The sequence below is a fragment of the Mycobacterium talmoniae genome, from assembly GCF_001854525.1.
Taxonomy (GTDB): Bacteria; Actinomycetota; Actinomycetes; order Mycobacteriales; family Mycobacteriaceae; genus Mycobacterium; species Mycobacterium talmoniae.
Map to the genome: position 1 here is coordinate 13473 of NZ_MLQM01000022.1, position 21391 is coordinate 34863.

A 21391-nucleotide genomic window follows, 5' to 3' on the forward strand; every position below is an offset into this window, starting at 1 on the left:
ACTGAAAGGCGGTTGGCGTGCAGTGGATTTACCAGCTGAACCACGCCCGCGTGGTGCGGGGCGAGAAGGTGATCCTCGACGACGTCACGTTGTCGTTTCTGCCGGGCGCCAAGGTCGGCGTTGTCGGCCCCAACGGTGCGGGGAAATCGACCCTGCTGCGCGTGATGGCCGGGCTGGAGGTGCCGTCGAATGGGGATGCGCGACCCGCACCGGACAGCACTGTTGGGCTGCTACCACAGGAACCGATGCTGGACGACACCACAACGGTGCTCGGCAACGTGCGCGGCGGCGTTGCCGACATCGACGAACTGCTTGCCCGCTACGCCGAGATCACCGATCAGCTGACCGACGACTGTAACGATGAGCTGATGGCCGAAGTGGGTTCGCTGCTCGAGCAGTTGGACCATCGCGACGCCTGGGATCTCGACGTGCGTCTCGAGCAGGCCATGGATGCGCTGCGCTGCCCGCCACCCGATGCGCAGGTATCCGGTCTGTCCGGCGGCGAACGGCGCCGGGTGGCGTTGTGCCAATTGCTGCTGCAGCGGCCCGATCTGTTGCTGCTGGACGAGCCGACCAACCATCTTGATGCCGAGAGCGTGCAATGGCTGGAACAACATCTGGCCGGCTATCCGGGCACGGTTGTCGCGGTCACCCACGACCGGTATTTCTTGGACAATGTCGCGCAATGGATCCTGGAGCTCGACCGCGGACACGCCTACCCGTATCAGGGCAACTACACCACCTATCTCGATACCAAGGCCGCTCGCCTGCAGGTCGAAGGCCGCAAGGACGCCAAGCGGTTACGGCACCTACAGCGGGAACTGGAATGGGTGCGTTCCGGGGCCAAGGCCCGCCAAGCCAAAAGCGGTGCCCGACTGCGCCGTTACGACGATATGGCGGCGGCCGCGGCGCAAACCCGCCGGCTCGACTTCGACGAGATCCACATCCCGCCGGGACCGCGACTGGGCAGTGTGGTGATCGAGGCCGAACATCTGAGCAAGACCGTAGGTGATCGCGAACTGTTCACAAATCTGTCGTTCTCGCTGCCGCGCAACGGAATCGTGGGCATCATCGGGCCCAACGGGGTCGGCAAAACGACCCTGTTTCAGATGCTCACCGGCAACCAGGAACCCGATCAGGGAACGATCAAACTCGGCGACAGCGTGCGGATCGCCTACGTGGATCAGAACCGCACCCGCATCGACCCCGACCGCACGGCCTGGCAGGTGGTTTCCGGTGGCCAGGACGTGCTACACATCGGGGTGGTGGAAGTATCGTCGCGCGCGTACCTGGCCGCCTTCGGTTTCAAGGGCGCCGATCAGCAGAAACCGGCCCGGCTGTTCTCCGGAGGAGAACGTAACCGGCTCAACCTCGCCCTCACCCTGAAATTGGGCGGCAACGTGCTGCTGTTGGACGAGCCAACCAACGATCTCGACACCGAAACCCTCGCATCGTTGGAGAACGCGATCGGTGAGTTCCCCGGCTGCGTGGTGGTCACCGCGCACGACCGCTGGTTCCTCGACCGGATCGCCACCCATATCCTGGCTTGGGAAGGTACCGACACCGACCCCGCGCAGTGGTATTGGTTCGAGGGCAACTTCGCCGGCTACGAGCAGAACAAGATCGCTCGCCTTGGCGTCGAAGCCGTTCGCCCGCACCGGGTGTTGCACCGTCGGCTCACCCGAGAGTGAACTACTCCGGTGGGGTGCGGGCACCGAGGCCAAGCGTGCTCACCTGGTGGGAACAGCATGGCCAGAAACCTGGACCGCATGCTATCCGATGATCAGTATGGGACGCCGATCTTGCGCCACTCGTGCCCGCCGGTGCCGGGCTCTTGGGGCTGTTTGGCCACCCGGCTGCGGATGACAATGTAGGGCCGCCACAGATACCACAACGGAAAACTCCAGGCGTGGACCAGTCGGCTAAACGGCCACACGATGAAGATCGCCCACGCCGCCACCGCATGCACCTGATACATCAGCGGGGCGCCCACGATCGCTTTGACGTTGGGGTGCAAGGCGAACAGGCTGCGGAACCAGACCCCGACGGTGTTGCGGTACTCGTAATGCGTCAGGTCTTCGATCCCGATCGTCAGATATATGCCGAGGATCACGATGATGGCCAGCAGGGTCAGCGCCAGGTAGTCCACCGCGCTGGTGGTGGCCCGAACCCGCGGCACCGCGCTGCGCCGGATGGTGAGCAAGGCGCCCCCGATCAGTACCCCGATCGCCGCGGCTGTCCCGGCCACCGCGGAGACGTCCTGATAGAAGGTCTCGTGGATACCGAGCCAGTCGGTGACCGCTTTCGGCACCAGAATGCCCAATGCGTGCCCGGCGATGGCGGCGAAGGCCGAATAGTGGAACAGCGGGGCGCCCCACTTGAGCAGCCGCTGCTCCTGCAGTTGGGTGGAGCGGCTGGTCCAGCCGAATTGGTCGTAGCGCCACCGCCAGATGTGGCCCACCACGAACACCACCAGCGCGATGTAGGGCAGGGTCACCCACCACCAGATGTTCCATGTGGTCATTTGTGCCATGGGTCGCCTCCCGACTTCCACGCTGATTGACCTGGCTCAGCTCGCAATCGCCGACCTTGGTGGTTCACCGGTTGGTCGTGTCATTGGTGCTGGAAATGTCGAGAAGCCGTTTCTACCTGCTGATCCGCGACTTGCCCTGGCGCGCCGATCCCGAAGACCCGCCGGAACGAGTCCTCGCCGTGGCTGGTGGGCTTGGGCTCGCCGGGACGCAGTCGGAAGGTGCGCGCCCCGTCGGGGCGACGCTCGGCGCGCAGGAACAAACTGGCCGGGTCCCGCCGAGTGTGCATGCTGTGCGCCAGGTCGTACAGGTGGGTGACGAAGACGACTTTGATACCGCATTCCACCATGGCACGCGTAACGTCCCGGGCAATCTGTGACCCTTCGCGTTCGTTGGTGGAGGCGAAGGACTCGTTACACAGCAGCAACGACCCCGACCCGATGAAGTCGGCGATCTCACTTATCCGGGCCAGTTCCTCGTCGAGCTTGCCGTGCGCCATGGTGGTGTCTTCCTCCCGCTTGAAATGAGTGAAGACCGCGTCGCGGACATCGGCGCTAAACGATTCCGCAGCGACGAACATGCCGGCCTGCATCATCACCTGTGCCGCGCCGACGCTGCGCAAAAACGTCGACTTGCCGCCCTCGTTGGCGCCGGTGACCATGATCAGCGACTTGCCGTCGGCGTCGACGTCGTTGCCGACGATTTCGTTGTCGGTGGCCAGACACAGCCCCACATCGCGCAGGCCGCGACATCCAAACCGGGGGTGCCCAGCCGGGGTCGGGACCGGAAAGCAGGTCGGGACACCGGAGTCGGTGAGCCGATCATGCAGGTTCGCGCACCCCAGATAGAACGCCAGCTCGGTGCGCAACCGCTCAAAGAACCCCTGCACGTGGTCCGCGGATTGGGTGACAATGTTGGCGACGTCGTTGAGGGCGTGTCCCGCGAGCTCGGCCAGCGCCTGGGCGCCGGTCTCATCGCGCTCATCAAGGGTGAACCCATAGCCGTCGTGGCCGCCGGTCAGCTTGTCCCACCAGCTGCGGTGCGGTGGCTGGTGCAGTATGTGGCGTTGGCCCTTGTTGCCCAATCCGAGTTGGGCCGAAAGCAGTACGCCGCGCGGCAGCTGCAATTCCGCCAGTTGTTCGTCCAGCTGACGCAGGTAGTCGTCGGCGAGCTGTTCACGCACCATCGCCAGCAGCTGCCCGAACCCCGCGGAGCGGAACTGATCGGCATGCCGGTCGGCGAGGCTGCGCAACTGTTTCAGGTTGTCGCGCAGGTATTCCAGCATCCGGACCGAGCGGCGCAGGATTGCTTGCGGATCGCGGTAGGCCAGGCCGCCGAGAAAAACTTTGCGACGCACTTCGGCCCCGTCGAACGCGATGTCGTACATCTCCTGCACCACAGCACGATTGGCCAGACAGTCGGCAAGCACCTGCTGGCGGTAGGTGATCACGTCGGGGTCGGTGACGGTCAGCGGGACCACCTTTTGGGCGATATCGAGCAGGAACGCGTCGTCATTCGCCATCGCTTTGTAGAGGCGTCGCAACTCGAGGTCGTCGTCGATCAGGTCAGCCAGATGCCAGGGCAGCCGCGGCTCCAGGGTGACATCGCGTTCGGGATCTAACAGTCGGACTCTCATTGGGTGATCCTCCGCCGTAAGACATCGTGGGTGAGCCCGTATTTGCCGGCCAGCGCCGCGGCGTAGGCCAGACCGTCGGCAGGCCTGGGAGTGAACTTGAACGTTCGCCGAGTCGGATCCTCCGGTGCGACTTCACCGACCATGCTGACGCAGGTGGGGTCGAGGTTGGCCAATTCGTCCAGGAAGGTCACGTAGACGGCCACACAGCGCAACCGGCTCATGCGCCCCAGCACCTCGGTGCCGATTTGCAGTGCGTCATCTGCGGTGGTGGACGCAAAGCTCTCGTTCATGACGATCAGGCTTGCGGCGGTGGCGCGGGACAGGATGTCGTGGATGCGCACCAGTTCATCGTCGAGTTTGCCGTGCAGCGTCGCCAAGGTTTCCTGACGTTCGAAGTGGGTATAGATCGCGTCCGGCAAGGTGAACGCGGCGTGCGTTGCCGGTACCGGGCAACCTAGCGCCGCCAGATACGCGCATTGCCCGATTGTTCGGGCGAATGTGGTCTTGCCACCCTGGTTCGGTCCGGTGATGACGAAGATACGTTCCGCTCCCGATAGCCGGAAATCGTTGCGTATGACGGGTTTGTCCTCGCGGAGGGATTTGATCGCGAGGGCGAGGTCGAACGCGTCGTTGGCGCACACCACACCGGGTTCGTCGGTGACCTGGGGGTAGCTGAACGTCAACCCCGCCTCGGCGAACAGCCGCATGAACGCGAGATAGGACAAATAGAAGTGGATTTCGCGGTCGAACCGGTCGATGACGGGCTCCACAAAATTGGTGTTGTCGGTGCAGAACGCTTTGAGCAGGGAAAAAACCTGCGGATATAGCCTGGCAACGCATTCCAGGACCTGCTCTTCGACATGATTCATGTCCGGGAAGTCCGGCAGCCGCACCCGGTAGTCCTTGGCCGTGGCGGTGACAAACCGCTCGAATGTCGCGGCGACCTGTGCGCTGTAATCGGGTTGGGCATCATACTTCTCGACATGGACGCGCAGCCCCTGAATGTGCACCGCGTAGCGCACCTGGTGCAGTTCGGCCTGGACGTTTTGGGTGTCGGCCACCAGCATCTGGAACGTGTCGCTGTCGACGTAGTGGCACACATGCGTGACGAAATCACGTAGACCATCCGATGTGAGCGTGGCCTGTGCGAGGTCATCGCGCAGAATTTTCAGTGCGCTGCAATACGCTTCGACGGCGTAGACGAACCAGCCGTGCTGTTGCAGCGGGTGCCACAGGTGCGCGGACTGGTGCATACGCTGTCGCATGGTGCGCATGCCGGCGACAAAATTCTCGATCGGCCGGCGGACTTCGTCACGCTCGAGGTCGCGGAACACGTCATGGCGGTAGTTGACCGTGGATACGTCGTGCAGCGGTGCGTAGAAGAAATTCTCCAGGCCATCGTCGGTGTGCCCGGTGGTCACGGTGCGGATCACTTGATCCAGGTACAGATCGGCACAGCAATCCGGCATACCGGTCTCGTCTACCGTCGTGGCGTGGGGGGACAGAATGCTCGTGAATGACGCCATTTGCCGATCACCTGCCTCCTACCGTGAGTTGTTCACGTCGTAGAAGCCATCAGCCGGTGTGGCAGTTGAGGCGAACTCCATCGCCTGACCTCGATAGTACCCCGCGACTGGCTTGGCGATTAGGTGTTAGGCCCAGCTGGCGCTGACGGCGCCGTCGGTGGAGGCCATGTTGCCGCCGGCGGTTTGGACTTTGGTGCCGTGGGTGGCGGCTTGTTCGTAGATGACCTGGAAGTTGCGACCCAGTTGGGTGATGAATTCTTGGCAGGCCACCGAACCCGAGCCGCCCCAGAAGTCCCCGGCAGCCAAGACGTCGGCGATGATGGCCTGGTGCTCGGCCTCCAGGGAGGCGGCCTGAGCCTTGATCAGCGCGCCGTGCGCGTCGACGTCGCCGAACTGGTAGTTGATGCTCATCGGTATGGCTCCTTAGCTGCTCAGCGCCGTCTGCGAGGCGGCTTCTTGCTGCTCGTAGTTGTTGGCGTCGCGGATCAGGCCGTCGCGTACGCCGTGCAGCATGTTCACGATGTTGCGGAACGCGGTCTGCATCTGGCCCATGGTGTCGTAGGAGGTGTTGGCGGCGGTTCCGCCCCAGCCGGCTCCGGTGATGTTGGTCGAGGACGCCCACATCTTGCGGGCCTCGTCCTCGACGGTTTGGGCGTGCACATCGAAACGGCCCGCCATGGCCCGCATCTGGTGCGGATCGGTCATAAAACGCGTAGGCATATCAATCTCTCCTTAACTCGTTGCCTGCGATGGGTGGTCGCTCATCCGGCAGCCGGTGACCGGGGCACAACGCTGGGTCGCCGCAATTTCGCAGCGGCGTTGCTGACACCGCGTCCGGCCAGCGTGCCCAGCAGGGCTTCGCCGAATATGCCTTGGCCGGGCATGGTTTGCAGCGCAGCCGGAGCCACCGCAGCACTGGTCGCCGGCGCCGGTACTGCCGCGGAACTCGCCGCCGGAGTGGCCGTGGCCGCCCAGGTTTGCGGTACGGACATGGTGCCGACCAAGCTGGCCCGGCCGACCGCAGCTGAGGCGGCCGGGGCCGCGACGCCGGCGGCCGGCGCGACTGAGGCGGGCGCTCCGACCAGGAACGGACCGATCCCCTGCGCCTCGTCGCGCAGCGCGTTGACCGCGACCGCGTGATTGGTGGTGTAGATCGCGGCACCGGAGAACGACGAACTGGTGCTCGACGCGGCGGCGCTGGTGATCGACGGGATCTGCAGCAGGTACGTCAGCAGTGACGGGGGATCGGCCGCGGCGGGGGCGGCCGCCGCCGGCGCGGCAAGTTGCTGCATTGCCGCGGGGAGCTGGGTGAGCAGCTGGGCCGGGTTGCCCGCGGACTGGGCGGCGGCGGCGGTTTGGGCGGCCAGCCCGGCCGGGTTGGTGGTTTGCGGCGGGTTGGTGAAGGGCGTCAGCGTCGACGCGGTCGACGACGATGTGGCATAGCCGTACATCGCTGCGACATCCTGCGCCCACATCTGTTCGTACTCGGCTTCGGTGACCGCGATCGCCGGGCTGTTCTGCCCGAAGAAATTGCTGGCAACCAGCGCCGTCAGCTGGGTGCGGTTGGCCGCGATCAGCGGTGGCGGCACCATCATCGCGAACGCCGTTTGGTAGGCGTTTGCGGCGGTCTTGGCCTGGGCGCCGGTCTGCTCGGCGTGCACGGCGGTGTTGTGCATCCACGCGACGTAGGGCGTGATGGCATTCGCCATCACCAGTGATGACGGACCTTGCCAGCCGTCGGTCGTCAGCCCGGCGATCACCGAGCCGTAGGCGGCCGCAGATGAGTGCAGCTCGGTGGCGAGTTGGTCCCAGGCCGCCGCAGCCGCCAGCATCGGTGCCGACCCCGGACCGGTATACATCCGGGCCGAGTTGATCTCTGGGGGAAGTGCCGCGAAATCCATGCTAAATACCCTTCTCGGTTGGCGATGATGTAGTTCGGTTCTGGTTATCCAGCGGCCGGTGATCGCACGATCAGCGGTTTGCTCTTGGCGCGGGGAGCGTCATAGCCCTGCCGGGACAGCGTCCCCAAGACCGACTGGCTGAACGCACTCCCAGGTACCGGTGGCAGGTCCGCCGCGGCAGCCGGGGCGGCGGCGGTGCCAGGGGCCGGCAGAGTAAATGCCATGGGCCGGATCTCCGGCGCGGCGGTGGCCCAGTTCGGCGGCACCGAAAGAGACCCGACCGGGGTGGCCCGACCCATTGCGGCCGACACCCCCGGCACCATCGACCCGCCGAATCTCACCGGACCGGTCGACACCAGGCGTTCGCCGAGTGCGGGGGCCGTGTTCGCCTCTTGGGCGGCCTGAAACGCCAGCCGTGCGTTCAGGATGGCCATACCGCGCCCGGACGTCGCGGCGTTGGTGAACGAGAGGACCGTGTTCACCTCGTTGGGGACACGCTCCAGGATGTCCAGCAACGTCGGAGACGAGGTCGGGGGCGCGGTGGGTGCGGCCAGTTGCTGGAGCGCCGCCGGAGCCATGGACAGCACATGCGGGACGGACGTCGGCTGAGTGGCGGACGCATTGCCGGCCGCTTGGGCGACCGCCGTCGACTGGGCGACGAGCCCGGCCGGATTGGTGGTGTGCGGCGGCTCGCTGAACGGCGCCAGCTGGCTCGCGGCCGCCGCGGCACCGGCGTATCCGTACATGGCGGTCGCGTCCTGAAGCCACATCTCGGCGTAGTGGGCTTCGGTCGCCGCGATCGCCGGCGCGTTTTGCCCGAAGAAGTTGGTCGCGACCAACGCCATCAACAGGCTGCGGTTCGCGGCGATCACCGGCGGCGGCACCGTCATCGCGAATGCCAGCTCGTACGCCGCCGCGGCCGCCATCGCCTGGGCCGCCGTCTGCTCGGCTTGTGCGGCCGTGACATGCAGCCAACCCACGTACGGCGCCGCCGTTGTGGCCATCGACAACGCAGCCGGCCCCAACCAGCCCTCGCCGGTTAGATCCGACAGGATCGATCCGTATCCAGCGGCGACCGTTGACAGTTCGGCCGCCAACGCGTCCCAGGCCGCGGCGGCGGCCACCATCGGAGCTGCTCCCGGGCCCGCGTACATTCGGGCCGAGTTAATTTCCGGCGGAAGTGCACCAAAATCCATCGACCTTGACCCTCAGCTGGCCGCGACTGCGTTAGCGGCTTCGGTGGCGGCGTAGGAGGCGGCGCTGGTACCCAGGGTTTCGACGAACAGTTGGTGAATCGCGGTCGCCTGGGCGGCGACCTGCTGATACATCAGTGCGTGGGTGGCGAACTGTGCAGCGGTCAGCGCCGACACCGTATCGGCCGCAGCGGGGATCACTCCGGTAGTGGGGGCGGCCGCGGCGGCATTCTCGGCGCTCATGGACGAGCCGATCCCGCTCAAGCTTCCGGCTGCCGCGGTCAGTATTTCGGGCTGAGTAGTGACAAAAGACATCAGATTTCCCCTAGAGAATTGGTGCCAGAGGGCAAAGGATTTATGTCGTGGATCAGGCAGGCAGCATCGAGCGCGCTCGCAGTCGACGGAACGTGGTGGCACCAAGCCGTGACCGCGGGCTATACGTGGTTGCTGGGCTACTGCGGGGGGCTTCGGGCCGGGAGTATCGAAGGCTGCGTCCCGCAAAGACGCCGTAGCGGAAGGGTTTTCGCAAGAAAACTAAAACCCTGAAGATGGGGATGGCATACCACTGGCCGATCACCTGCCTCTACCGTCAGTCGGTCATTCGGTAGAGGCCATTAGCCAGGTGCGGCGGTTACGGCGAGCCTCATCGCCTAGTCGGAATGCTACACGACGTTAAAGATCACGCAAGGATTAGTTTGGCAAATCGTTAGGCGCGCGCCATCATGAAAAGGTGGCGGTGGGGCCCGCCAAATAACTGCGGAGGCGCCGACGGTCCCTGGATATCTACCAGGGAGGACGCATGGCCACGAAGATGCCGCGGGGGCTGCCATGAGTTCGCCGCTGCGCCCGATCGGCGACCTGACGCGGTTCGGCAGCATGTTCTGGTTCCCGCCCGGCGGCACCGACAACGGAGTCTGGGCCAGCGCATGGGCGGAGCTGGCCGATCTCGAGATCGCGGACGTGGGTCCGGTGCTCAAGTCGCTCGCCGACGCTGACGTGGGCGGTTACATCGCCACCCCGGGCGGCCAGTGGCGCGGCCGCGGCGAGCCGGTGATCCACCGGTTGTGGGTGGATGCGTTGCAGTATCACCGCGCGGAAGACGTGCTGATGGCCTACCTACACCGCCGAGACCGGCGCCGCTGATCAGGCCGCGATCTGGTCGTAGGCATCCACCCGCCAGGTGCCGTCGACCAGGCTGAGCTGATTCCAGCATGCCGTTCGCTGGGCAACCTGGTTCAGGGTTGGATCGAGCTGATTGAGCAAGGCCTGGTTGAACGCGTCGTGCGACACCATCACAACCGGGCCCGGTCCAAGTTCGTCCACCAGCTCGAAAAACGCCTGTCGGGCACGGTCCGCCAGCACCGTGAGGGGTTCCACGCCGGGTGCGGAATCGACACTGCCGTACCGGCGCTCGACGTCGGCGCGGGGCAGCCCGGTCTGTGGTCCATAGTCGCGGTCGTTGAGCCGGACGTCGACACGGGTTGGCGCGCCGGCCGCCGCGCCAATCGCCTGCGCTGTCGCGACCGCGCGCTGTAGCGGGCTGGACACCACCACTGCCGGCTGCTTGGTGGCGAGCACCTCGGCCAGCCGCCTCACCTCGGCGACACCAACCTCGTCGAGCGGCGGATCGCTGAGTCCGCGCAGCCGCCCGTCCGCGTTGAGTGCGGTGCGTCCGTGTCGGGCCAGATAGACCCGTACCACGCCGGCGGTCATCGTGGCCCCTCGGCGGACTTGGGGACCACGATGACGAGGCTGTGGCGCAACAGTATTCGTGCCGCAGTGCCACCCAGGGCGGCCCCGATGCCGTGCTCAAGGCGGTCGTTTCCGGCAACTAGAGTCACCACGAACTCCTCATCTGCGTTCCAGCAGGAACCATCAGCCCGGTCGGCGGTTTGGGTGTGCACACACCCCGGCGGAGATCCATCGCCTGGCCGCCAGCGTAGGCGATCGGCGTCCGCGACGGATGGTGGAGCGACTACCCAAACGCCGTGTTTTGCTTGACCAACTGAATGGCCGTTGGTTAACTAAAACGAGCACCGGCGATGGGGCCCGCCCGGAAGTCTGACTTCCGAACCGCCGCAAGGATGATGGCCTCTGCGAACGAAGGAGTCGCAGATGCCGCGTGCCCGTTGCCGCCGAAGCGTGGTGTGTCGATGAAATCCGTCGCCGATTCGCCGGTCGAGTTGCGTTGTGCGGTCGCTGTCATCCGCGGCGACGCGGTGTTGTTGGTGCAACGGCCCAACCGCGGCGACTGGGTGCTCCCCGGCGGTCGTCCCCACCTGAATGAAGGCATGTCGTCCTGTGCCCGCCGGGAGACCCGCGAAGAGACCGGTCTGGACGTTTACCCCAATCGGTGTGGCCTGGTCCTGGAGGTCAACGATCCGGTAGCGCAGCATCGTATCGTCGAACTGGTCTTCGTCGCCGAAGAGTTCGACCACGGGGTGCCGATCACCGGTGAGCCGGGGCGGCGACCGGCGTGGGTCAGCTGGGACGAGCTCAAAACCGTCACACTGCATCCGCCGATCGCCGGGTTCCTTCCCGACCTGCGCCGCGGCGGGTACGCCCGCTACCTGGGCAACCTATGGCGCCCGGAGCCGGGCGATCGATGACGAGCCTGCCGCTGCCGGTAATCCAGGGACTGCAGGTCGCGACGGTGGCAATCGGTGCGCCCGGTGTCAGCGGCTTCATCGCCTGGTTCGAAGCCCGCCTGCAGGGCCGCCGCGGTCCGCGGATCGTGCAGCCCTACTTCGACCTGGTCAAACTCTTCGGCAAGGAATCGCTGAAACCGACCGGGGCCGGCCCGTTCTTCCGGTTCGCGCCGATCGCGTCGTTCGCCTGCTATCTCACCGTGCCGATGCTGATCCCGGTGCTCACCAGTTATGCGTTGCCGCTCGGCTATATGGGGGACATCCTCGGCGGCGGACTGATCTTGGCGTTCGCCAGCTTTCTCGTCGCCGTGGGCGCGGCCGAAACCGGCGACTCCTACGCCCAATTGGCGTCCAGCCGCGCCAAGACGTTTGCGGCGATCACCGAACCGGTGATGCTGCTGGTCTTCTTCACCGTCGCGCTGATCACCACCACGGATCTGCCGTATGTACTGGCGGCCACGGTCCGCAGCGGTCCCGATCAGATCGTGCGGCCCGCACACCTGCTCGCGTCGGCGGCGCTGTTCATGGTCATCGTGTACGAAACGGCCCGCATCCCGGTCGAAACGCACACCGGGACCATCGAGTTCGGGATGATCGAGACCGGGCGCACGTTCGAATACTCGGGCCCCGACCTGGCGCTGCTGCACTGGGGTTCGGCCGCCAAACAGTTGGTGCTCTACATCATCCTGCTCAACGTGTTCGTGGCGCCGTGGGGGTTGGCTGCGGGTACCTCTCCGACGGAGGTCGGGTTGGCCATCCCGGCGATCCTGGTCAAGGCCGCGCTGCTCGGCTGCGCGGTCGCGGTCCTCGACAACAGCTACGCCAAACTGCGGCTGTTCAAGATCACCGAATTCGTCGCGGCCGCATTGCTGTTAGCGATCTTGGCGGTGTTCACCTTGTATCTGGGCGGCGGCTGATGGTGCTGCACGCCAGCCAGTACGTTCCCAGCGTCTTCGACGGAGTCGCGAACACCGTGGCGCTGATCGTGCTGTTGTTGGAGTTCGGCATGCTGCGGGCGGCGCTGCTGCGGGGCCAGGTCCGGCTCTACGCGGGGCAGTCGCTGGCCGTCAGCGTGCTGGCCGCGGTGGTGGCGTACGGCCACAACGTTCCCGAACTGTATGCGCTGGCCGTGCTTTCGCTGCTGCTCAAGGTGGTCGTGGTGCCGCTGCTGGTGCTGGGTCTGCTGCGGGAGGCCAGCGAAGAGATCGCCGGCAGCGGCGTGCTCGGGGTGGCCAACGAAGTGCTGATCTCCATCGCGATCGCGGCGTTCGGGTTCTTCGCGGTCGGTGTGCTCGGTATCCACTCCGAGGTGCTGCCCACCGCCGCGCTGAGCCTGTCGGTGGCGGTGGTGTTGGTCGCCTTTGTCCTGATGATCGTCCGGCGCGATGTGGTCAGCCAGGCCGTCGGTTTCTTCTCACTGGAAAACGGGGTATCGGTGGCCAGTTTGGTGGTCGCCGCCGGCATGCCGCTCATCCTGGAGGTGGCGTTTCTGTTCGACCTGCTGGTGGCCGTCGTCGTCTTCGGGGTGCTGATGCGGACCCACCACCGCCGCACGCGGTCCCTATCCACCGCCATGCTGGATCGGCTCAGGGGGTAGCCGATGCCCGTGCTGATGGTGCTGCTCATCGTCTTGCCCCTGGTCGCCATGGGTGTCTGTGTCGGTGCCCCGCATCGGGTCGCCGCAGCGGTCACCGCGCTGACCGGTGTGCTGGCCTTCGTGCTGGCGGCCGCGCTGGTCCCGGCCAGCGTCGAGCACACCATCACCGCGCTGCGCTATCTGCGGGCCGACGCCTTGTCGGTGATCTTCCTGCTCGGCACCTGCTTCCTGTACGCGGCGGTGGGGATCTACGCCATCGGCTATCTGGCCGACGAGGCCGCCGCGGTGCGCTCCGAAAGCGCCGAACAGCAGGCCCTGTTCGCCCGCCACAGCACCCGGTTCTACCTCGGTCTGAACGCGTTCGCGTGGTCGATGATCTGCGCGCCGCTGGTCAACGGTCTAGCGTTGCTGTGGATCGCCGTCGAGATCACCACCGTGGTCTCCGCCCTGCTGGTGGCGTTGGACAATACCGAGGGCGCCACCGAGGCCGCGTGGAAGTACGTGCTGATCGCCTCCTCCGGGCTCGGCATCGCGCTGCTGGGCACCATTTTCATGTACTACGCGGGCGCGCAGGTGCTGGGCCAGTCCTACGACCTGGCGTTCGACCCGTTGATCGCCGCCGCCGGCCAATCACCACACACCCCGGTGCGGTTGGCGTTCGTGCTCGCGGTGGTCGGTTTCGGCACCAAGGTCGGCCTGTTCCCGGTGCACACCTGGCTGCCCGACGCGCACGCCGAAGCGCCCACACCGGTGTCGGCGCTGCTGTCGGGATCGCTGCTGGCGGTCAGCTTCTATGCCATCCTGCGCTACTACCAGATCAGCGTCGCGGCGCTCGGGCCACGGTTCCCGCAGACGGTGCTGCTGGTGTTCGGCGTGCTGTCCTTGCTGTTGGCGGCGCTGTACCTGCTCGAGCAGCGCGATATCAAACGGCTGCTTGCGTATTCGAGTGTGGAACACATGGGCATCCTCGCCATCGGGGTCAGCTTCGGTGCGCCGGTCGCGTTGTCCGGGGTGCTGCTGCACGTGCTGGCGCATGCGGCGGCCAAAGGCAATGCGTTCATGGGCGCCGGGGTGATTGTGCGCAAGTTCGGCACCAAGGAGCTGGATCGGATGGCCGCAGGCATCCGGTTGCTGCCATGGTCGGGGCCGCTGTTCTTGATCGCCGTGCTGGCGCTGTCGGCGATGCCGCCGTTCGCCCTGTTCCGCAGCGAGTTTCAGATCGTCGCGGGTGGCTTCGCGCACGCCCGCAACGCGCCGACCGCCGCGCTGGTGTGCCTAGTCACGTTGGCGTTTCTCGGTCTGACCCTGGCCACGACACGCATCCTGCTGCGTCCCGAACCGGCCGCGCCGGCCGCGGTGGCGCCGACTCGCGGTGAACCCAGCCGCTGGATGGTGGCCCCCGTGGTGGCCGGAGTCGTGGTCTTACTGGTGCTGGGCCTGGCGCCGCCGTCGGACCTGGTCGACCTGCTCAACCATGCGGCGGCCGAACTCGCGGTAGGTGCACCATGACCGCTGCCACGCCGACCGCCGTGGTGGACCTGCCACTGGATCAGTGGCATGCCCAGCTGGGCGAACGCGTCGCGGCCGGGGATCGGTTCGCCGGGGTCTACAGCAGCCACCGCGGCGACGGTGCGCAACTGCATGCCCTGCTGGTCGGCGCGAGCACGGTCAGCTGTCTGCGGACGCAGCTGACGCCGACCGGAGACGGGTCACTGTCCTACCCGGCGTTGACCCCCGATGTGCCGGCGGCGTTTTGGTATGAGCGGGCGCTGCGCGACCTGTCCGGGGTCGTGCCAATCGGGCACCCCCGCCTGGACCCGCTGCTGCTGCCGCTCTCGCCCGGTCAGCCCTCACCGCGGCCCGGGCATCCCGACCGTGCCGCGCTCGACCAGCACATCCACTCCCGGGCCACCGAACAGCACGGGCCCGTCGACGTGACGGGCGGTGGGGTGTTCACCCTGCCGCTGGGTCCGGTGCGCTCCGGGGTGTTCGAATCGATCGAATTCCTCATCGAAACGCCGGGCGAGGACATCCCGCACCTGAACATCCGGCCGCACTACAAGCATCGCGGCATCGCCAAGCGGTTCGAGACGCTACCGGTGTCCGACGGAATCTTGGTCGCCGAACGCGTCGAAGGCATCGCCTCGGTGGCCCACGCGCTGGCGTTCGCGCACGCCGCGGAGACCCTGGCCGGGGTGACCCCGCCGCGCCGGGCGCGGCTGCTGCGGGTGATCCACGCCGAGCTGGAACGGATCGCCAATCACCTCGACGTGGTGATGCGGCTGTGCGACGCGGCCGGGATTGCCGTTCCCACCGCCCGATTCGGCTGGCATAAAGAATGCGTTATGCGCTTGGTGTCGGCGCTGTGCGGCAACAGGTTTGGCCGTGGCGTGGTCCGGGTGGGCGGTGTCGCGGCCGCGCCCCGGCTCGCGCCGGCGGAGGTGTCTGACCAACTGGCGGTGATCATGCATCGGATTCGCCGGGACCGCGACCCGCTGATGATCGACGCCTCGTTCCTGGACCGGCTGCGCGGCACCGGGCACCTCGATCTGGCGTTGGCCGCCTCGCACGGGGCGCTGGGACCGGTCGGCCGCGGTTCGGGCTGCGACGACGACGCCCGCCGCCGCGCCTACGACGGCTACACCGAGCTGTCCGCGGTGGACGGGGCCGCGGTCGACGACCACGGCGACGCCCTGGCCCGGCTGCGGGTGCGGTGGACCGAGATCGACGTCGCCGCCGAGCTGATCGGCCACGCCTGCGACCGGCTCGCTGAGTTGGCCGACGCCCCGCTCGGTGCGCCGGCGGATAGCGCCGACGGCTTGGCGCTGGGTTGGGCCGAGGCGCCGCAGGGCGAAGTGCTCTACGGGCTGGAGGTCCGCGACGGGGTGATCGGACGTTGCTTCGCCCGGTCGGCCTCACTGCACAACATGCTGTTGTTTCACGATGTGTTCGGCGGTGACGTCTTCACCGACTTCCCGTTCATCGAGGCCAGTTTCGGGTTGTGCTACGGCGGGGTGGCGATGTAGATGCCGTGGGTGTTTCGGGGGCTGCGCAACGGGATCCTCACGGCCCGGTGGCCTAACCGCGCCGACGACTATTTCGACGAGTTCCCGGCGGCGGTGGGTGTGCTCGGCGACCCTGCATCCCCGGTGCCCGCCGTGGTCGGCGAAGCGGCCGCGGCGTGTCCCACGGCCGCGATCTCCGTCGCACCACGCCCGCGGCTGGACCGCGGGCGCTGCATCCTGTGTGGTCGCTGCGTTGAGCGCGCACCCGACTGGTTTGCGTGGGAATCCGGATCGGGCACCGCAGCACTGACCCAGGCGGCGTTGGTGGTGGGCGACGTCGAAGAAACCGACCAGGCGCTGGCCGAACTGCGGGCCAGCCTGGCCAGCCGGGTGCGCCGGCTGCGGCGCTCGGTGCACCTGCGTCACATCGACACCGGATCCGACGGCAGCGACGAATGGGAGATCCAAGCCCTGACCAACCCGGTCTACGACCTGCACCGGCTGGGCATCTTCTTTACCGCCAGCCCCCGCCACGCCGATATCCTGCTGGTTACCGGCATCGGCGCGACCGGCATGGTTGAGCCGTTGCGCCGCACGCTCGATGCCATGCCGGTGCCCACCGTCGTGATCGCCGTCGGCACCGACGCCGTCAGCGGCGGGCTGATCGGCGGCGGCTACACCGGCGGAGTCGGGATCGCCGACCTGGTGCCGGTGGACGTGTGGGTGCCCGGAGCGCCCGCCTCGCCGTTCAGCGTGCTGCACGGCATTCTGCTGGCACTGGGCCGGTTCCCGGTGACTGGCCAGGGGAGCGCCCGGTGATCGCCGCCGGGCTGGCCCTGACCGCCGCGGCGGCGCTGCTTGGCTGGTGGGCCGGCCTCGCCCGCAACGGCACCCAAGTCCGTCTCGCCACCACCGCGTGGACCCTGAACATCGCCGCGGCCGTGCTGTTCGTGGTCGCCGGCGCGAACGGACTCGCGGGACGCCCCGACCGGTTCGACCTCGGCGGGTTGGCGGGGCTCGGCCCGGCCACCGTCAGCGTGGACGCGCTGTCGGGGCTGTTTCTGGTCGTCGCGTTCGGTGTGGCGGTCCCGGTCCTGGCCGCGGCCGCCGCGCCGGCCAACCGCAATCGCCCACGACTGCCCGCCGCGGTCGCCGTGGCGTTGGCCGCGGTCGCGGTCATCTTGACCACCGACAACTTCTTTGTGCTGTTGTTCGGGTGGGAATCGCTGACCGTCGCGTTCTATCTGCTGGCCGGCTATGACCGTGATCTGCCCGGGCGGGTCGGCGGTTCGGTCATCACGGTGGTGTTCGGGAAGACCAGTGGGGCAGCGGTGCTGATCGGCGCGCTGCTGCTGAGCGGGCGCACCCACACGTTCGTGTTCACCGCGGGCGCTGTCGACCCGCACGATGTCGTCGGCCAAGCTGCCTATGCGCTGTTGTTGTTCGGGTTCGGCATCAAAGTTGGATTGGTGCCCGCGCACATCTGGATGCCGCGCGGGTACGCCGCGGCGCCCGGCCCGGCCCGCGCGGTGATGGCCGGTGTCGCGGTCAACGTCGGCTTCTACGGCATGTGGCGCACCCTGAATGTCCTCGGGCCGCCGCCGGTTTGGCTGACCTGCGTGGTATTGATTGTCGGGGGAGTCACCGCCATCCTGGGCATCGCCCACGCCGCGGTCAATCCCGATCTGGCTGCCCTGATCTCGTGGTCGAGCGTGGAGAACGCCGGCGTGATCACCGCCGGTTTCGGGGTGGCGATGGCGGGCGCGTCGGCACGCGAGGCGCCGCTGATCGCCGCCGGGCTGGTGGCGGCCACCGCGCAGTTGATCGCCCACGCCCTGGGCAAAACGTTGCTGTTCACCTCGACCTCCACGATTGAGCAGGCAACCGGTACCACCGATCTGGATCGGCTCGGTGGGGTGGCACGCCGGTTACCGTGGGCGGGAACCGGTTTGGTGATCGGTGCGCTGACGCTGGCAGGAGTGCCGCTGACCGCCGGATTCGCATCGGAATGGTTCACGCTGGAGTCATTGATGCAGCAATTCCGGGTATCCGGGCTGGCCATGCAGCTATCTACCGCCGTGGCCGGCGCGCTGGTCGCGTTGACGATCGGCATCGCGGCGGTGACGTTTGTGCGCGTCGTGGCGCTCACCGCGTTCGGGCCGGCCCGCATCGGTGAGCCGCCGCTGAATCCCGACCTGGCGCGGGCCGATGGTCAATGGCCCTACCGCGTCGGTGTGGGTGTGCTGGCGGCAGGCTGCCTGGGCGCCGCGGCGTTCGCGCCGCTGCAGGTGCGGCTGATTGGCCGCGGCCTTACCCCGCTGGTGGGCGATCGTGCGGCCGGGGCCAACGCCAAACCGTGGGTACTGCAACCGGTGTACGCCGACTTCTCCGCGTTGTCGCCCAGTTGGCTGTGGATCGTCCTTCCGGCCATGGCGGTGGTGATCACCGGGTGTGCGGCCCTGTTCGCCGGGCGGAATCCCTTCCGGGCGCGGGTGGTGGCCCCGTGGTCATCGGCCTCGCCCGGGGTGCACCGGGGCGTCGGCTACACCTCGTTCGCCTACGCCAACCCGGTCCGCAACGTCTTATCCAATGTGCTGTTGACCCGTGCCGAACTGGTGGAGTCCGCCGACCAAACCTCGGGTGACGTCGCCGCGGCACCGGGATTGACCTACCGGGTCGGGGTCGTCGACCTTGTCGAACGGTACTTCTACCGGCCGTTGGTCGGCGGTGTGTTGTGGGTGTCGCGGTGGGCTAGGCGGCTGCAATCGGGGCGCCTCGACGCGTACATGGCTTACATGTTGATCGCGGTGCTAGCCGTCCTCGCCGTGGTGATCGCCACCGGGTGATTTGGGTGGATCAATGACACTCAGCGGGCAACCCAAACGGCAATTCAGCTGCCGCATCGGCGATGTCGAGGAGGCGATTGTATTTGGCGACCCGTTCACCGCGGGCCGGGGCGCCGGATTTGAGCTGTCCGCATCCCGAGCCCACCGCCAAGTCGGCGATGAACGAGTCATCGGTTTCGCCGGAGCGGTGCGAGATCATCGCTCCGTAGCCGGATTGTCGGCATACCGCCAGCGCCGCAAGGGTTTCCGAAACGGTACCGATTTGATTCAGCTTGATCAGGGCGGCATTGCCGACACCGGCGCCCACCGCGGCAGCGATCAGTTCGGGGTTGGTCACGAAGTTGTCGTCGCCGACCAGTTGCACCCGGTCGCCCAGCGCCGCGGTGAGCTGTTGCCAGCCGGTGGTGTCGTGTTCGCCCATCCCGTCCTCGATGCTCCACACCGGGAACTGGTCGACGATGTTGGTGTAGCGCTCGATCAGGTCGGTGCTGGACAACGAGTCACCGCCCACCCGGTAGTGGCCGTCGCGGTGGAACTCGCTGGCCGCCGGGTCCAAGGCGATGGCGACACCGTCGCGCCCGGCGGTATAGCCGGCGTCGTCGATGGCCGCGGTGAGCAGGGCGAGCACCTCCTCCGGGCTGTCGATCTCGGGTGCAAAACCCCCCTCGTCGCCCAATCCGGTCGACAGCTGACGGTCGGCCAACGCCGTGCGCAGCGCCCGGTACACCTCGGCGCCGGCTCGGACCGCCTCCGGCAGCGACGGTGCACCCAGCGGTGCGATCATGAACTCCTGGAAATCGAGGTCGTTGAGCGCATGCGCCCCGCCGTTGACCACATTGAAGTGCGGAACCGGCAGCCGCGGCGCGACGCCGGACGGAAGCAGCCACTGCCACAACGGCTGCCCCGCCGCGAGCGCGAACGCCTGCGCGGCGGCCATCGAGACACCGACGATCGCGTTGGCGCCCAGCCGGGATTTGTTGGCGGTGCCATCCAGGTCCCGCAGCGCCTGGTCGACCTGCTCAAGAGAAGTCAACGGTCGACCGATCAGGGCGTCGGCGATCGGCCCGGTGACGTGATCGACCGCGCGGCGCACTCCCAGACCGGCGTAGCGTGCCGGGTCATGGTCACGCAGTTCGACGGCCTCCCGACTGCCGGTCGACGCCCCGGACGGAACGCCCGCGCGCACCCGTGGGCCGTCGGCCAGTGTCGCGGATACCGACAGGGTGGGCCGCCCCCGCGAGTCCAGGATCTCGATCGCGGATATCGACGAGAACTGTACGGTCATCTGTGCGCCTCCCCACCTGGACCGAACCGGTGCGGCCAGTCGGAGGCGGGTCCGCTGCCGCACGCGCTCGCCAAGATTACCAGCGACGCCGGAAAGCCGTGGCGGATTGAAAGACGGTGTATCGCAAGGGGAAGGAGGCGTCGATGAACGAAGACTGCCTGAAGCTCACCGCCTATTTCGAGGAGCGGCACCGCGCCGGCGACCGCTTCCTCTCCGACGCGATGCTGGATCTCTACGGACAGCGTCGGGTCGCCACCAGCATCGTGTTGCGCGGAATCGGCGGCTTCGGGTCACGGCATCACCTCAGAAGTGACCAATCGTTGAGTCTGTCCGAGGATCCACCCGTCGCGGTGGTCGCGGTGGACACCAGTGCCGCGATCGAGGCCCTAATCGACCCGTTGCGGGCGATCCCGAAACGCGCCTTGGTCACCTTGGAGCGGGCACGGATGCTGACCGGCCAGATCGGGCCGGTCGAGTTGTCCGACGAGTTGCACGAGGCAACCAAACTGACCATCTACGCGGGTCGCAAGGAACGGATCGACGGGGTTCCCGCCCATATCGCGCTGTGCGACCTGATGTACCGACGCCAGCTGGCCGGGGCATCGGTGTTCCTCGGCGTCGATGGGACGGTTCACGGCCGTCGCGAGCGTGCTCATTTCTTCGGCGGTAACGCCGACGTCCCGGTGATGATCATCGCCGTGGGCGACGGTGAACGCATCGGTGCGGTGGTTCCCGAACTCGCCGGTCTGCTGCGACAGCCTTTGTTCACCATCGAACGGGTGCGGGTCTGCAAACGTGACGGTGAACTGCTGCAACGACCACACGAGCTACCCGGCACCGACGAGCATGGACTCGCGTTGTGGCAGAAGTTGATGGTCTACACCACGGAAGCGGACCGCCACGATGGGGTGCCGATCCACCGCGCCCTGGTCCAGCGGCTTCGACAACGAAAGCAGTCGCGCGGGGCCACGGTGTTACGTGGAATCTGGGGGTTCCACGGCGACCACCAACCGCACGGCGACAAGTTGTTTCGGCTGACCCGCCAAGTCCCGGTGGTCACCATCATCGCCGACACACCGCAGCACATCGCCGAATCTTTCGATGTGGTCGACGAACTCACCCGCGACGGCGGTCTGGTGACCAGCGAAATGGTGCCCGCCCTGGTGTCGGTCAACGGTGATGATCGCGACGGCGGAACACGGCTGGCCCACTACCGGTACTGA

At 66.9% G+C, this 21391-nt stretch carries 20 protein-coding genes and 4 riboswitches; of the genes, 10 read left to right on the forward strand and 10 right to left on the reverse strand.

Features of this window, described 5'->3' with window-relative positions:
- The first annotated feature begins 17 nt into the window (after positions 1-17).
- On the forward strand, positions 18-1691 hold the full coding sequence (ettA, locus tag BKN37_RS06760; RefSeq protein WP_071023643.1) for an energy-dependent translational throttle protein EttA: 1674 nt from the start codon (positions 18-20) through the stop codon (positions 1689-1691).
- Positions 1692-1783: 92 nt separating this feature from the next.
- Here ettA and narI read toward each other — a convergent pair whose 3' ends face one another.
- The 8 genes from narI to BKN37_RS06800 form a co-directional block, all read right to left on the reverse strand.
- Positions 1784-2524, reverse strand: coding sequence for a respiratory nitrate reductase subunit gamma (narI, locus tag BKN37_RS06765; protein WP_071023646.1), 741 nt, complete (start codon positions 2522-2524; stop codon positions 1784-1786).
- Between the two features lie 89 nt (positions 2525-2613).
- Positions 2614-4167, reverse strand: coding sequence for a MutS-related protein (locus BKN37_RS06770; RefSeq protein WP_071023648.1), 1554 nt, complete (start codon positions 4165-4167; stop codon positions 2614-2616).
- Positions 4164-5693: a MutS-related protein gene (locus tag BKN37_RS06775; protein ID WP_071023650.1), complete on the reverse strand. Its 1530-nt coding sequence runs from the start codon at positions 5691-5693 to the stop codon at positions 4164-4166. The genes BKN37_RS06770 and BKN37_RS06775 overlap by 4 nt, the downstream gene beginning before the upstream one ends.
- A 33-nt stretch (positions 5694-5726) precedes the next feature.
- A riboswitch (Fluoride riboswitch) is annotated at positions 5727-5787 on the reverse strand.
- Positions 5788-5819: 32 nt separating this feature from the next.
- Positions 5820-6104, reverse strand: coding sequence for a WXG100 family type VII secretion target (locus BKN37_RS06780; RefSeq protein ID WP_071023652.1), 285 nt, complete (start codon positions 6102-6104; stop codon positions 5820-5822).
- A 12-nt stretch (positions 6105-6116) separates the two neighbouring features.
- Positions 6117-6413 (reverse strand): WXG100 family type VII secretion target, encoded by a 297-nt coding sequence (locus BKN37_RS06785; RefSeq protein ID WP_071023654.1) that lies wholly within the window; start codon positions 6411-6413, stop codon positions 6117-6119.
- A gap of 41 nt (positions 6414-6454) precedes the next feature.
- Positions 6455-7594, reverse strand: coding sequence for a PPE family protein (locus BKN37_RS06790; protein WP_071023657.1), 1140 nt, complete (start codon positions 7592-7594; stop codon positions 6455-6457).
- A 44-nt stretch (positions 7595-7638) separates the two neighbouring features.
- On the reverse strand, positions 7639-8790 hold the full coding sequence (locus BKN37_RS30155) for a PPE family protein (protein ID WP_071023659.1): 1152 nt from the start codon (positions 8788-8790) through the stop codon (positions 7639-7641).
- Between the two features lie 12 nt (positions 8791-8802).
- On the reverse strand, positions 8803-9102 hold the full coding sequence (locus BKN37_RS06800; RefSeq protein WP_071023661.1) for a PE family protein: 300 nt from the start codon (positions 9100-9102) through the stop codon (positions 8803-8805).
- Positions 9103-9385: 283 nt separating this feature from the next.
- Positions 9386-9447, reverse strand: a riboswitch (Fluoride riboswitch).
- 168 nt (positions 9448-9615) lie between these two features.
- Here BKN37_RS06800 and BKN37_RS06805 point away from each other — a divergent pair.
- Complete coding sequence (locus BKN37_RS06805) at positions 9616-9930, forward strand: hypothetical protein (RefSeq protein ID WP_071023663.1); 315 nt, start codon at positions 9616-9618, stop codon at positions 9928-9930.
- On the opposite strand, the gene BKN37_RS06810 is transcribed toward BKN37_RS06805, so the two are convergent.
- Complete coding sequence (locus BKN37_RS06810; protein WP_071023665.1) at positions 9931-10500, reverse strand: histidine phosphatase family protein; 570 nt, start codon at positions 10498-10500, stop codon at positions 9931-9933.
- A 146-nt stretch (positions 10501-10646) separates the two neighbouring features.
- Positions 10647-10724: riboswitch (Fluoride riboswitch) on the reverse strand.
- Between the two features lie 92 nt (positions 10725-10816).
- A riboswitch (Fluoride riboswitch) is annotated at positions 10817-10891 on the forward strand.
- A gap of 49 nt (positions 10892-10940) precedes the next feature.
- Here BKN37_RS06810 and BKN37_RS06815 point away from each other — a divergent pair.
- From BKN37_RS06815 to BKN37_RS06845, 7 genes are read left to right on the forward strand one after another with little or no spacing between them, the layout of a single operon-like run.
- Entirely contained in the window at positions 10941-11396 is a 456-nt protein-coding gene (locus BKN37_RS06815; protein ID WP_071023667.1) for an NUDIX hydrolase, read from the forward strand.
- Entirely contained in the window at positions 11393-12352 is a 960-nt protein-coding gene (locus BKN37_RS06820; protein WP_071023670.1) for a respiratory chain complex I subunit 1 family protein, read from the forward strand. Before BKN37_RS06815 ends, BKN37_RS06820 begins: the two co-directional genes overlap by 4 nt.
- Entirely contained in the window at positions 12352-13032 is a 681-nt protein-coding gene (locus tag BKN37_RS06825; protein WP_095407014.1) for a hydrogenase, read from the forward strand. The genes BKN37_RS06820 and BKN37_RS06825 overlap by 1 nt, the downstream gene beginning before the upstream one ends.
- A 3-nt stretch (positions 13033-13035) precedes the next feature.
- Positions 13036-14541, forward strand: a complete 1506-nt coding sequence (locus BKN37_RS06830; protein ID WP_071023672.1) for a proton-conducting transporter transmembrane domain-containing protein — start codon at positions 13036-13038, stop codon at positions 14539-14541.
- On the forward strand, positions 14538-16058 hold the full coding sequence (locus BKN37_RS06835) for a hydrogenase large subunit (RefSeq protein WP_071023674.1): 1521 nt from the start codon (positions 14538-14540) through the stop codon (positions 16056-16058). Before BKN37_RS06830 ends, BKN37_RS06835 begins: the two co-directional genes overlap by 4 nt.
- A complete protein-coding gene (locus tag BKN37_RS06840) occupies positions 16059-16856 on the forward strand; it encodes an NADH-quinone oxidoreductase subunit B family protein (RefSeq protein WP_071023676.1) in 798 nt (265 codons plus the stop codon).
- Complete coding sequence (locus tag BKN37_RS06845) at positions 16853-18883, forward strand: proton-conducting transporter transmembrane domain-containing protein (protein ID WP_071023679.1); 2031 nt, start codon at positions 16853-16855, stop codon at positions 18881-18883. The genes BKN37_RS06840 and BKN37_RS06845 overlap by 4 nt, the downstream gene beginning before the upstream one ends.
- 10 nt (positions 18884-18893) lie before the next feature.
- Here BKN37_RS06845 and eno read toward each other — a convergent pair whose 3' ends face one another.
- Entirely contained in the window at positions 18894-20168 is a 1275-nt protein-coding gene (gene eno / locus BKN37_RS06850) for a phosphopyruvate hydratase (RefSeq protein ID WP_071023681.1), read from the reverse strand.
- A 143-nt stretch (positions 20169-20311) separates the two neighbouring features.
- Between eno and BKN37_RS06855 the strand changes: the two genes are divergently transcribed.
- The gene (locus tag BKN37_RS06855; protein ID WP_071023707.1) at positions 20312-21391 is read left to right on the forward strand and encodes a DUF190 domain-containing protein; all 1080 of its coding nucleotides are present in this window, start codon (positions 20312-20314) and stop codon (positions 21389-21391) included.

Excerpts from the sequence above, each read along its gene's own strand:
- BKN37_RS06775 (WP_071023650.1), bottom strand. The coding sequence starts at position 5,693 with ATGGCGTCATTCACGAGCATTCTGTCCCCCCACGCCACGACGGTAGAC.
- BKN37_RS06815 (WP_071023667.1), top strand. The coding sequence starts at position 10,941 with ATGAAATCCGTCGCCGATTCGCCGGTCGAGTTGCGTTGTGCGGTCGCT.
- BKN37_RS06780 (WP_071023652.1), bottom strand. The coding sequence starts at position 6,104 with ATGAGCATCAACTACCAGTTCGGCGACGTCGACGCGCACGGCGCGCTG.
- BKN37_RS06770 (WP_071023648.1), bottom strand. The coding sequence starts at position 4,167 with ATGAGAGTCCGACTGTTAGATCCCGAACGCGATGTCACCCTGGAGCCG.
- BKN37_RS06820 (WP_071023670.1), top strand. The coding sequence starts at position 11,393 with ATGACGAGCCTGCCGCTGCCGGTAATCCAGGGACTGCAGGTCGCGACG.
- BKN37_RS06800 (WP_071023661.1), bottom strand. The coding sequence starts at position 9,102 with ATGTCTTTTGTCACTACTCAGCCCGAAATACTGACCGCGGCAGCCGGA.
- BKN37_RS06840 (WP_071023676.1), top strand. The coding sequence starts at position 16,059 with ATGCCGTGGGTGTTTCGGGGGCTGCGCAACGGGATCCTCACGGCCCGG.
- BKN37_RS06785 (WP_071023654.1), bottom strand. The coding sequence starts at position 6,413 with ATGCCTACGCGTTTTATGACCGATCCGCACCAGATGCGGGCCATGGCG.
- BKN37_RS06825 (WP_095407014.1), top strand. The coding sequence starts at position 12,352 with ATGGTGCTGCACGCCAGCCAGTACGTTCCCAGCGTCTTCGACGGAGTC.
- BKN37_RS06810 (WP_071023665.1), bottom strand. The coding sequence starts at position 10,500 with ATGACCGCCGGCGTGGTACGGGTCTATCTGGCCCGACACGGACGCACC.
- narI (WP_071023646.1), bottom strand. The coding sequence starts at position 2,524 with ATGACCACATGGAACATCTGGTGGTGGGTGACCCTGCCCTACATCGCG.
- BKN37_RS06830 (WP_071023672.1), top strand. The coding sequence starts at position 13,036 with ATGCCCGTGCTGATGGTGCTGCTCATCGTCTTGCCCCTGGTCGCCATG.
- BKN37_RS06790 (WP_071023657.1), bottom strand. The coding sequence starts at position 7,594 with ATGGATTTCGCGGCACTTCCCCCAGAGATCAACTCGGCCCGGATGTAT.
- BKN37_RS06835 (WP_071023674.1), top strand. The coding sequence starts at position 14,538 with ATGACCGCTGCCACGCCGACCGCCGTGGTGGACCTGCCACTGGATCAG.
- BKN37_RS30155 (WP_071023659.1), bottom strand. The coding sequence starts at position 8,790 with ATGGATTTTGGTGCACTTCCGCCGGAAATTAACTCGGCCCGAATGTAC.
- eno (WP_071023681.1), bottom strand. The coding sequence starts at position 20,168 with ATGACCGTACAGTTCTCGTCGATATCCGCGATCGAGATCCTGGACTCG.
- BKN37_RS06855 (WP_071023707.1), top strand. The coding sequence starts at position 20,312 with ATGAACGAAGACTGCCTGAAGCTCACCGCCTATTTCGAGGAGCGGCAC.
- BKN37_RS06805 (WP_071023663.1), top strand. The coding sequence starts at position 9,616 with ATGAGTTCGCCGCTGCGCCCGATCGGCGACCTGACGCGGTTCGGCAGC.